Consider the following 10,493-nt stretch of genomic DNA (forward strand, 5'->3'; position numbering starts at 1 on the left):
CATCGGCGCAGTGCGCGCCGATGGGCCCTTGTCGAGGAGCTCGTCGAGGAACCTGCCGAGGAAGATGACGATGATTGATGTCAATGGTGTTTCGCTGAACCGGGGAAGGCGTCGTGTGCTGGACTCGGCGACGGCCACGTTCGACTCCCGGGTGACCGTGGTGATGGGCGAGAACGGCTCGGGAAAGTCTTCCCTGTTGCAGGCGGTCGCCGGGATATTGCCGTACCGGGGGACCATCGAGGTCGACGGGATAGCCGTTCTGCCGAGGAATTCCTCCCGGCTCGCGGGCCTTGTCGGATATGCGCCGCAGTCGATCCGCTGGCCCAGGGAGATGACGGTGGCCGACGTCGTGAAACTCGCCGCACGGCTGCGGGCGGTGCCCCGCGACACGGTCCGGTCAGAGGTGGACCGCTGTCTCGGGATGACGGGGATCGAGGACCTCCGCGCGCAGCGCGTCGCCCGGCTCTCCGGCGGGCAGCACCGCCGGCTCACGGTCGCCCAGGCGCTGGTGCACCGGCCCCGGGTGCTCGTCCTGGACGAGCCGACCGCGGAGGCCGACCCGGTGTTCTCCGACGACTTCGCCACGCTCGTGCGCGAGCTCGAGGGGACCGCGGTCGTCGCGAGCACCAACTCGGTGGAGGACGCCGTGCGGTGGGGCGGCACGATCCATCGGCTGCACGACGGCGGGATCGTCCGCGTGCGGCTCGACGACGGCGGCGGGCCGCACGCGGACATGGCCGCGCTCCGCCGTGAGCTCGGGGTCAGGGCATGAGCCTGCTCCTGGGGAACCGCGCGTGGGCGCCGGCCCTGCTGGTGGTCCCGGCCGCGCTGGTGCTCTCCGTGCTGCTCCTCCACCAGGACGCCGCGCTCTGGCGTGCGGACGCCGGATGGGCCTGGGTCAACTGGTCCACGCAGGCGCTGGTGCTCGCGCCGCTGCTCGGCGCGGCCACCGCGTGGTCCACGGCGCAGGTGCTCGCCCACGGCCGCGGCGACTGGACCGCGGCGACCCGACGCGGGCCGGTCTACGCGGTGCTGCCGATGGTGACGGGGGTCGCCACCGGGCTCGCCGTGCTGCTGCTGACCGCCGTGCTCGTCGCACTCCTGCGCGACGGCCCGGGCGACGACGGGGCCTGGTTCCTGCCGGCCCTGGCCACCGCGCTGTGCTCCGTGGTCACCTGCGTCGCCCTCGGCGCGCTGGCCGCCAGGATCTGGCCGCACCCGCTGGTCGCCGGGATCGTCCTGGTGCTGGAGTGGGGGGTCTCGGCCGGCCTCGTCGACGCCTTCGGCCTGGGTGGTCTGCTCGGCCTGGAGGGCGCGTCGATCCCGCTCGCCGGCTACGAGTTCCGGCTCGACCTCCTGGCGAACCGGGCGGTCGTGGCCCTGCTGCTCCTGGGGCTCGCCGTCGTGGTGGTGGTCCCGCGGCGCTGGTCCGCCCGGTCGGCGCCGCGCCGCGGTCTGGCCGTGGCGCTGACGCTCGCCGTGCCCTTCGCGCTGTACGCGCCGGGCCTGTTCGCCGCCACGCCGGACGTGCAGAGCGACCCGGCCGTGACGGCGTCCTCGTGCCAGGACGCGCCGGACGGCGGCGTGACCGTGTGCGTCATGCCCGGTGGGGAGGACGCGCTGCCGGACCTGGTGCGGGGCTTCGGCGAGCTGGACGACGCGCGGGCGGCGCTCGGGCTGGCCCGGCTGGGCGAGTTCCGGCAACGCACCCCCGGCGAGCACTTCCGCAGGCTGGACGGGAGCCTCCGCGTCTCGCCGGAGGAGCGCGCGAGCACGTTCGAGGTCCCGACCGCCGGCAGCGCCGCGCTCCCCGCCGCCGTCTCCCTGACCGTCCAGCCCGAGTGCGCGGACGGGCGGGAGGAGGACGAGCCCGAGCACTGGGTGGAGGCGCTGGTGGTCCTGGGCTGGTGGACCGCCACCTCCGTCGGCGACGGCTCGGCCGTGGACGAGTACGTCATCCCGGGAGACCCGATCATCGCGCGGTTCGAGGAACTCGGCGCCGACGCGCGCGCGGACTACCTCCGCGCCGCGCTGACCGCCGCCGGCACCTGCGACCTGTCCGCCGTGCCCCTGCTCCGGGCGGCGTGATGGCGCTGCTGCGCGCCGCGGGCGGCGGGGCGTCCCTGGCCCTGTTCGGGTGCGCGGTGCTCGCGGAGCTGGTGCTCGGCGGGCAGCAGCTCACCTGGCCCGGCGCGATCGAGCCGGTGCCGGCGACCGTCGTCGCGGCGCTCCTGAGCTCCGCCGGCATGCTGGTCGCCTCGTGGCCCGCGCTCCACTGGAGTGCCTGGCGGCCGGTGGTGCCCGTCTGGCGCATCGACGTCGCGGTGCTGCTCGGGTCCGCCGGCCTGCACGCCGTCTCGGGCCTCCTGCTGCAGCTCGGGTCCGGACGTGTCGTGCTGTGGGGCTGGCTGGCGGTCGGCGGCCTGGCCCTGCTCGGGTTGGCGGCCACCGGGCGAGCGCTCGGCGGGCTGGCGGTCGCCGGGACGGGTGTCATGGTGCTCACGCTGCTGCCGGTCGTTCCCGGGCAGGGCGTCGTCCAGCTTCTCCGGGTCCAGGCGTGGTTCGCGCCGCTCGCGGGGCCGCCGGCGCACTGGTTCTGCGCGGGCGTCCTCGCGCTCGGACTCGCCTGCGCGCTCCTCCGTGTCCTCGGCCGCGGGCGACACGGCGCGCGGCGAGGCGGGAAAACTGCGGGATCGGCCGCCCCGGCCCCGTTAGGCTCGACCCCGTGATCGATCTCCGACTTCTGCGCGACAACCCCGACGTCGTCCGCGCGAGCCAGGTGGCCCGCGGCGACGACCCCGACCTCGTCGACGTGGCGCTCGACGCCGACGCGCTCCGCCGCTCCTCCCTGGCGGAGTTCGAGAGTCTGCGCGCGGAGCAGAAGTCCCTGGGCAAGCAGGTGGCCAAGGCCCAGGGCGACGAGAAGCAGGCGCTGCTGGCCCGCACCAAGCAGCTCGCGCAGGACGTCAAGCGGCACCAGGCCACCGCCGGTGAGGCCGAGCAGGAGCTCGACCGCGTGCTGTACTCGATCGCCAACGTGATCGAGGGCGCGCCCGCGGGCGGCGAGGAGGACTACGTCGAGCTCAAGCAGGTGGGCACGCGGCGCGACTTCGCGGCCGAGGGCTTCGAGCCCAAGGACCACCTGGAGCTCGGCGAGGGCCTGCGTGCCATCGACACCAAGCGCGGCGCCAAGGTGTCGGGCGCGCGGTTCTACTTCCTGACCGGCATCGGCGCCCGCCTGGAGCTGGCGCTGCTCAACATGGCGATGGACCAGGCCGTGCAGCAGGGCTTCACGCCCATGATCACGCCCACCCTCGTCAAGCCCGAGACCATGCAGGGCACCGGCTTCCTCGGTGCGCACGCCGACGAGATCTACCGGCTGGAGAAGGACGACCTCTATCTGGTCGGCACCTCCGAGGTGGCGCTCGCGGGGTACCACAGCGACGAGATCGTGGACCTGTCCGACGGGCCGATGCGGTACGCGGGCTGGAGCGCCTGCTACCGCCGCGAGGCCGGCTCGGCGGGCCGTGACACCCGCGGGATCATCCGCGTGCACCAGTTCCACAAGGTCGAGATGTTCAGCTACTGCGCCCCCGAGGACGCGGCGGCCGAGCACCAGCGCCTGCTGGGCTGGGAGGAGGCCATGATGGCCAAGGTCGAGCTGCCCTACCGCGTGATCGACACGGCCGCGGGCGACCTGGGCTCGTCGGCGGCCCGGAAGTTCGACTGCGAGGCGTGGCTGCCCACCCAGGACCGCTGGCTGGAGCTCACCTCGACGTCGAACTGCACCACGTTCCAGGCCCGCCGCCTGGGCGTTCGCGAGCGGACCGAGGACGGCTCGACCCGCAACGTCGCCACCCTGAACGGCACGCTCGGCACCACCCGCTGGATCGTCGCGATCCTGGAGAACCACCAGCAGGCCGACGGCTCGGTGCGCGTCCCGGAGGGCCTGCGCCCGTACCTGGGCGGCCTGGAGGTCCTGGAGCCGGTGAAGTAACCCGGCGGTCCGCCGCCGTTCACCGGCCGGTGGGTAGGCTGCCAGCGTGCCTCCTGCCACCGAACGCAAGCTCGTCGCCCTCGACATCGACGGCACGCTCGTCACGTACGACGAGGTGCTGTCCGACGCCGCACGCGAGGCGGTGGCCGCCGTGCGGGCCGCCGGGCACCACGTGGTGCTCGCGTCCGGCCGGTCGCTCATCGCGATGACGCCGATCGCGGCCGAGCTCAAGATCGAGGACTCCTGGATCGTCGCGTCGAACGGCGCCGTCACGGCCCGTCTCGACGCGTCCGCCCCCATGGGCTACACCCTGGAGAAGGTCGAGACCTTCGACCCCGAGCCCGTGCTGCGCATGCTCCAGGTGGAGCTGCCGCACGCGCGCTACGCGGTGGAGGACGTCGGCGTGGGCTTCCGGATGAACGAGCTCTTCCCGGAGGGCGAGCTCAACGGGGAGCACCGGGTGGTGGACTTCGAGGAGCTCTGGGCCGGCGACGTCACGCGCGTCGTGGTCCGCAGCCCCGGGGAGACGAGCGCGGAGTTCCACGAGATCGCGGCGCGGCTCGGGTTCGACGACGTGACGTACGCCGTCGGCTGGTCCGCGTGGATGGACATCGCACCGCAGGGCGTGACGAAGGCGTCGGCCCTCGAGGTGGTGCGCAAGGAGCTCGGCGTGGCGGCCGAGAACACCGTCGCCGTGGGTGACGGCAGCAACGACATCGACATGCTGCGGTGGGCCGGATGGGGCGTGGCGATGGGGCACGCGACCGAACCGGTGCGGGCGGCGGCCGACGCCGTGACCGGCTCGATCGACGACGACGGCGTGGTGGACGTGCTCCGCTCGCTGCTCTGAGTCGCGCAACGCGGGGGTGATCTGTGCGGGTGAAAGAGCTATCCGTGCAAAGGTATGGATCACCAGCCGAAAGCCTGTACATTTGGGCGCGATCCGTCGAAGGGTGACGGCGCTCACGGTGCCATGGGGGTACGTGATGATCCTGGACGACCAATCGGTGTCCATACGGGTGCGCAACGATGCGCCCCACCTGGTCGCCCTCGACATCGACGGGACCCTGTTGGTCACCGGGCAGCCGGTGCCCGTGCCGACGGTGATGGCCGTACGCCTCGTGCGTGGCCGGAAGCATCACGTGGTCCTCGCGTCGGGACGGTCGTTGACGGGGATCCTGCCCGTGGCCAAGGAGCTCGGGATCACCGACGGCTGGGTGGTCGCCTCCAACGGCGCGGTGACGGCGCGGCTCTGCGCCACCTGCACCAACGGCTACCAGCTCGAGGACGTGCTGACGTTCGACGTCGGGCCCGTGGCCCGGATGGCGCTCAGCCGCTTCCCCGACGTGCAGATCGGCGTCGAGGAGATCGGCGTGGGCTACCGCGTGAACCGGCTGTTCGAGCCGCACGAGGTCAACGGAGCCCAGCGGGTCGTCGGCGTCGACGAGCTGGGCGTCATGCCGGCGTCGCGCGCGATCCTGCGCGGGCCTAACGTGCTGGACCTGCTCGAACCGCTCCGCCGCCACGGCGTCACGGCCACCGAGGCCGGCCCGGACTGGATCGACGTGACCCCCCGGCACCTGAGCAAGGCGACGTCGCTGGAGAACATCCGCTCCCTGCTCGGCGTCCCGCGGCACAACACGCTGGCCGTCGGCGACGGCCTCAACGACATCGAGATGCTGAGCTGGGCCGCACGCGCCGTCGCGATGGGCCACGCCCCGGCGGCGGTGAAGGCGATCGCCGACGAGACCGTCGGCGACATCACGGAGCACGGCGTGATCCAGGCGCTCAAGACCCTGATCTGACCCTTCCGCCGAAGTAGAACCAGGGCGAGATAGAACCTCAGCGAAGTAGAACCGCAGCGCCGGTTCTACTTCGCTGCGGTTCTATCTCGCCCTGGCTCTACTTCGCCCTGGTTCTATCTCGGCGAGAGCGTCAGCGCGCCGTGAGGATCAGCGGGCCGTCCTCCGTGATCGCGATCGTGTGCTCCGAGTGGGCACCGCGCGAACCGTCCTCGGAGCGCAGCGTCCAGCCGTCCGGGTCGGTGAAGATCTTGTCCGTGGTCTCCAGGAACCACGGCTCGACCGCGATGACGAGGCCCGGCTTGAGGGGGAACCCGCGGCCCGCGCGGCCGTTGTTCGGCACGTGCGGGTCACCGTGCATGGTGCGGCCCACGCCGTGCCCGCCGAAGTCGGTGTTGACCGAGTAGCCGGCCGCGTGCGCGACCTCCGCGATCGCCGCGGAGATGTCGCCGATCTTCTTGCCGGGCTGCGCGGCGGCGATGCCGGCCTCCAGCGCCACCTCGGTGGTGCGGATCAGCTTGACGTCGCGCTCGGCGCGGGCCGGGTCCGGCTTGCCGACCACGATCGACAGGGCGGAGTCGGAGACCCAGCCGTTCACGGAGGCCGCGAAGTCGATCGACAGCAGGTCGCCGTCCTGCAGCGCGTAGTCGAACGGCAGGCCGTGCAGCACGGCGTCGTTCACCGACGTGCAGATGACCTTGCCGAACGGCATGGCACCGAACGACGGGTGGTAGTCGATGTAGCACGACTCGGCGCCCTGGTCGCGGATCATCTTGTGCGCGACCTCGTCGAGCTCGAGGAGGTTGACCCCCACGCCCGCTGCTTCGCGGACGGCGAGCAGCACGTCGGCGACGAAGCGTCCCGCCGGGCGCATCTCCTCGATCTCGCGCGGCGTCCTCAGCTCGATCATGTCCGTCCTTCCGTAGGGGCACCAGTGATCTGGCGGCACCAGCCTACGTCCCGCCGCCGACACGCCGGCCGCCACGGGCGGGCGCGTTGCCCGCGTTCTACCCGGGGTTTCTCCCGGCTTGGGTGACAGATGGGATTGCAACGATTTCGTAATGCAAGGTGATGCTGTATGGGCTTGCATCGGATCGAGAACCACGGTTGCGTTGACGTCGGGCAGCCCGGCAGTCTTGCCGGTCCGTACCCGCAAGTCAGAGGGTTCTGAGCCCACGAAGCAGTGGAGGAGCACGAGATGACTATCCGGATGGCTTCCAAGCGCCGAGGTATCGCCCTGGCGGCGACCGGTGCGAGCCTGGCCCTGGTCCTTGCGGCCTGTGCCGACACCAATGACGGCGGCGGCGAGGACGGCGGCGGAGAGGCCACCACGCCCACGATCGACTGCGCCGCGTTCGAAGAGTTCGGTGACCTCGACGGCACCGAGGTCAGCGTCTACACGACGATCGTCGAGCCCGAGGCCGAGACCCAGACGGCGTCGTACAAGCCGTTCGAGGACTGCACCGGCGTGACGATCAACTACGAGGGCTCCCGCGAGATGGAGGCCCAGCTGCCCGTCCGCGTCCAGGCCGGCAACCCGCCGGACATCGCGATCCTGCCGCAGCCCGGTCTGCTCAAGACGCTCGTCAACGACTACGACGCCGTCCTCCCCGCACCGGAGCAGGTCGAGGCCAACGTCGACGAGGGCTGGGCCCCGGAGTGGAAGGAGTACGGCACGGTCGACGGCACGTTCTACGCCGCGCCGCTGGGCTCCAACGTGAAGTCGTACGTCTGGTACTCGCCGAAGATGTTCGCCGACGCCGGCTACGAGGTCCCGACCACCTGGGACGAGCTGATGGACCTCACGGCCACCATCGCCGAGGGCAACGAGGGCGCCACCCGCCCCTGGTGCGCGGGCATCGAGTCCGGTGACGCCACCGGCTGGCCGGGCACCGACTGGATCGAGGACGTCGTGCTCCGCACCGCGGGCCCGGACGTCTACGACCAGTGGTACAGCCACGAGATCCCGTTCAACGACCCGCAGATCGTCGACGCGTTCGACACCGCGGGCGACATCCTCAAGAACCCGGACTACGTGAACGGCGGCCTGGGCGGCGTCGACTCGATCGCCACGGCGACCTGGACCGACGCGGGCTACCCGATCCTCGACGGCAACTGCTGGATGCACCGCGCCGCGAACTTCTACCAGACGCAGTGGCCCGAGGGCACCGAGGTGGGCCCGGACGGCGACGTCTACGCGTTCTACCTGCCGGCGATGACCGCCGACGAGAACCCGACGCTGGTCGCCGGCGAGTTCATCGGTGCGTTCAACGACCGCCCCGAGGTGCAGGCGTTCCAGACCTACCTGTCGAGCGCGGACTGGGCCAACGCCAAGGCCAAGGTCACCCCCGCGGGTGGCTGGGTGAGCGCCAACAAGGGCCTGGACGCGGCCAACCTGGCCACCGACTTCGACCGGCTGTCCGCCGAGATCCTCGTCGACCCGGCCACGGTGGCCCGCTTCGACGCGTCGGACCTGATGCCGGCCGCGGTCGGCACCGACTCGTTCTGGAACGGCATGGTCGAGTGGTTCGCCAGCGACCAGAGCAGCCAGCAGGTGACCGACACCATCGAGGACTCCTGGCCCAGCAACTGACGCCCGGACCTCGACCATGACGCGCGGAGGCGTGGGACTTCGAGTCCCACGCCTCCGCCGTCCTAGGCTGAGGGCCGGGACCAGTCAAGGACGACCGGACCAGGACAGCGACAGGAGATAGCCATGGACTGGCTGCTGTATGCCGGGGACGACCCCGCGCACAAGTTATTGCTGATGCTCATCGCGATCGTGCTGTTCGTCGTGCTGATGGGCATCATCCTCTTCGTGGTCGACCGGCCACGGAACCCATCTCGCTGGTTCGTCGGCTTCGGGTTCACGGGCGCGGCGTTGCTGCTGCTCCTGCTCGGCCTCGTGTACCCGGCGATCCGCACCATCATCAACTCGTTCATGAACCGCAACAGCACCGAGTTCGTGGGGCTGGACAACTACATCCAGACCTTCACCGAGCAGCGGTTCCTCATCGTGCTCGGCAACACGGCGCTCTGGGTGCTCGTCGCGCCGCTGGCCGCCACGTTCCTGGGCCTCGTGTACGCCTACCTGGTCGACAAGAGCCGGTTCGAGGCGCTCGCCAAGGGCCTGGTGTTCCTGCCGATGGCCATCTCCATGGTGGGCGCGTCGATCATCTGGAAGTTCGTCTACGAGTTCAAGCCCGCCGGCGTGAACCAGACGGGCCTGCTCAACCAGTTCATCGTCTGGCTGGGCGGGGAGCCGCAGCAGTTCCTGATCAGCCGGCCGCTCAACACGTTCCTGATCATGGTCGTGTTCATCTGGATCCAGGCGGGCTTCGCCATGACGCTCCTGTCGGCGTCGATCAAGGCGATCCCCGACGACATCGTCGAGGCCGCGCGGCTCGACGGCGTCTCCGGGTTCGGCATGTTCTGGCGCATCACGATCCCGAGCATCCGGCCCGCCCTCGTGGTGGTGCTGACCACCATCGCCATGACCACGCTCAAGACGTTCGACATAGTCCGGACCATGACCGCCGGGCAGTTCAACACCTCGATCGTGGCGCTGGAGTTCTACGACCAGCGGTTCCGGCAGAACGAGGCGGGCCTGAGCGCGGCGCTGGCCGTGCTGCTGTTCGTCATCGTGATCCCTGTGATCGTCTACAACGTGCGCCAGCAGCGCCTCTCGGAGGACGTCCGATGAGCACCGTCGAAGCAACCACGCCCGCGGCCGAGGTACCCCGCCGCCCGTCGAGCCTCAACAACCGCGCCCGCAAGGCGCGCAAGGCGCTCTCCAACCCGTGGGCGAGCACCCTCGCCGTGGTCATCGCCATCCTGTGGACCATCCCGACGCTCGGCCTGCTCATCACGTCGTTCCGCCCGGAGCTGGACATCCGGCAGAGCGGCTGGTGGACCGTGTTCGGCTCCGCGTTCGCCGGCGAGGGCGTGTTCTCGCTGCGCAACTACGAGGCCGCGCTGTTCGACGGGTCCACCAACCTGGCCGTGTTCTTCGTGAACTCTTTCGTGGTCACGCTGCCCGCGGTGTTCATCCCGATCACCCTCGCCCTGCTGGCCGCGTACGGGTTCGCCTGGGTCGACTTCAAGGGTGCGGACTTCCTGTTCATCGCGGTGTTCGCGCTGCAGATCGTGCCGATCCAGATCACCCTCGTGCCGCTGCTGTCGGCCTACGTGGACCTGGGCATCAACGGCACGTTCTGGACCATCTGGTTGTCGCACTCGATCTTCGCGCTACCGCTGGCGATCTTCCTGCTGCACAACTTCATGAAGGAGATCCCGAGGTCCCTGGTCGAGGCGGCGCGGATGGACGGCGCCGGCCACGTGCAGGTGTTCTTCCGGGTCGTGCTGCCGCTGCTCACCCCGGCGCTCGCGGCGTTCGCCATCTTCCAGTTCCTGTGGGTGTGGAACGACCTGCTGGTCGCCCTGGTCATGGGTGACCTGAAGACGTTCCCGCTCACTGTCCGGGTGGCCGAGCTCGCGGGTTCGCGCGGTGGTGACTGGCACCTGCTGTCGGCCGGTGCGTTCATCTCGATGATCGTGCCGCTGATCGTGTTCCTGTCGCTGCAGCGCTACTTCGTGCGCGGCCTGCTGGCGGGTTCCGTCAAGGGCTGACCCACCCGTCCCGCCGAAGTAGAACCGTGGCGAGATAGAACTGGAGCGGATGCGCTGATCAGCGC

General features: G+C 70.6%; 10 protein-coding genes. 9 read left to right on the forward strand and 1 reads right to left on the reverse strand.

Annotated features, from left to right (window positions below):
• The first annotated feature begins 163 nt into the window (after window positions 1-163).
• From ACFU5G_RS26240 to ACFU5G_RS26265, 6 genes are all read left to right on the forward strand, one after another.
• Entirely contained in the window at window positions 164-772 is a 609-nt protein-coding gene (locus ACFU5G_RS26240) for an ATP-binding cassette domain-containing protein (protein WP_377251410.1), read from the forward strand.
• Complete coding sequence (locus ACFU5G_RS26245) at window positions 769-2,088, forward strand: hypothetical protein (protein ID WP_377251392.1); 1,320 nt, start codon at window positions 769-771, stop codon at window positions 2,086-2,088. The genes ACFU5G_RS26240 and ACFU5G_RS26245 overlap by 4 nt, the downstream gene beginning before the upstream one ends.
• Window positions 2,088-2,729 carry a hypothetical protein gene (locus ACFU5G_RS26250; protein ID WP_377251394.1) on the forward strand — a complete coding sequence of 214 codons (642 nt, stop codon included), beginning with the start codon at window positions 2,088-2,090 and terminating at the stop codon, window positions 2,727-2,729. The genes ACFU5G_RS26245 and ACFU5G_RS26250 overlap by 1 nt, the downstream gene beginning before the upstream one ends.
• Complete coding sequence (gene serS / locus ACFU5G_RS26255; protein ID WP_377251396.1) at window positions 2,726-3,997, forward strand: serine--tRNA ligase; 1,272 nt, start codon at window positions 2,726-2,728, stop codon at window positions 3,995-3,997. Before ACFU5G_RS26250 ends, serS begins: the two co-directional genes overlap by 4 nt.
• A 46-nt stretch (window positions 3,998-4,043) precedes the next feature.
• The gene (locus tag ACFU5G_RS26260; protein WP_377251398.1) at window positions 4,044-4,847 is read left to right on the forward strand and encodes an HAD family hydrolase; all 804 of its coding nucleotides are present in this window, start codon (window positions 4,044-4,046) and stop codon (window positions 4,845-4,847) included.
• Window positions 4,848-4,950: 103 nt separating this feature from the next.
• Window positions 4,951-5,802 (forward strand): HAD family hydrolase, encoded by an 852-nt coding sequence (locus tag ACFU5G_RS26265; protein ID WP_377251400.1) that lies wholly within the window; start codon window positions 4,951-4,953, stop codon window positions 5,800-5,802.
• Window positions 5,803-5,932: 130 nt separating this feature from the next.
• Here ACFU5G_RS26265 and map read toward each other — a convergent pair whose 3' ends face one another.
• On the reverse strand, window positions 5,933-6,709 hold the full coding sequence (gene map, locus ACFU5G_RS26270) for a type I methionyl aminopeptidase (RefSeq protein WP_377251402.1): 777 nt from the start codon (window positions 6,707-6,709) through the stop codon (window positions 5,933-5,935).
• A 288-nt stretch (window positions 6,710-6,997) separates the two neighbouring features.
• Here map and ACFU5G_RS26275 point away from each other — a divergent pair, with 288 nt between their 5' ends.
• The 3 genes from ACFU5G_RS26275 (at window position 6,998) to ACFU5G_RS26285 (ending at window position 10,428) form a co-directional block, all read left to right on the forward strand.
• Complete coding sequence (locus tag ACFU5G_RS26275) at window positions 6,998-8,392, forward strand: ABC transporter substrate-binding protein (protein ID WP_377251404.1); 1,395 nt, start codon at window positions 6,998-7,000, stop codon at window positions 8,390-8,392.
• Window positions 8,393-8,515: 123 nt separating this feature from the next.
• Window positions 8,516-9,502 carry a carbohydrate ABC transporter permease gene (locus ACFU5G_RS26280; RefSeq protein ID WP_377251406.1) on the forward strand — a complete coding sequence of 329 codons (987 nt, stop codon included), beginning with the start codon at window positions 8,516-8,518 and terminating at the stop codon, window positions 9,500-9,502.
• Window positions 9,499-10,428: a carbohydrate ABC transporter permease gene (locus ACFU5G_RS26285; RefSeq protein ID WP_377251408.1), complete on the forward strand. Its 930-nt coding sequence runs from the start codon at window positions 9,499-9,501 to the stop codon at window positions 10,426-10,428. The genes ACFU5G_RS26280 and ACFU5G_RS26285 overlap by 4 nt, the downstream gene beginning before the upstream one ends.
• The last annotated feature ends 65 nt before the right edge of the window (window positions 10,429-10,493 follow it).

It is taken from the genome of Promicromonospora sp. NPDC057488, assembly GCF_042802395.1.
Taxonomy (GTDB): domain Bacteria; phylum Actinomycetota; class Actinomycetes; order Actinomycetales; family Cellulomonadaceae; genus Promicromonospora.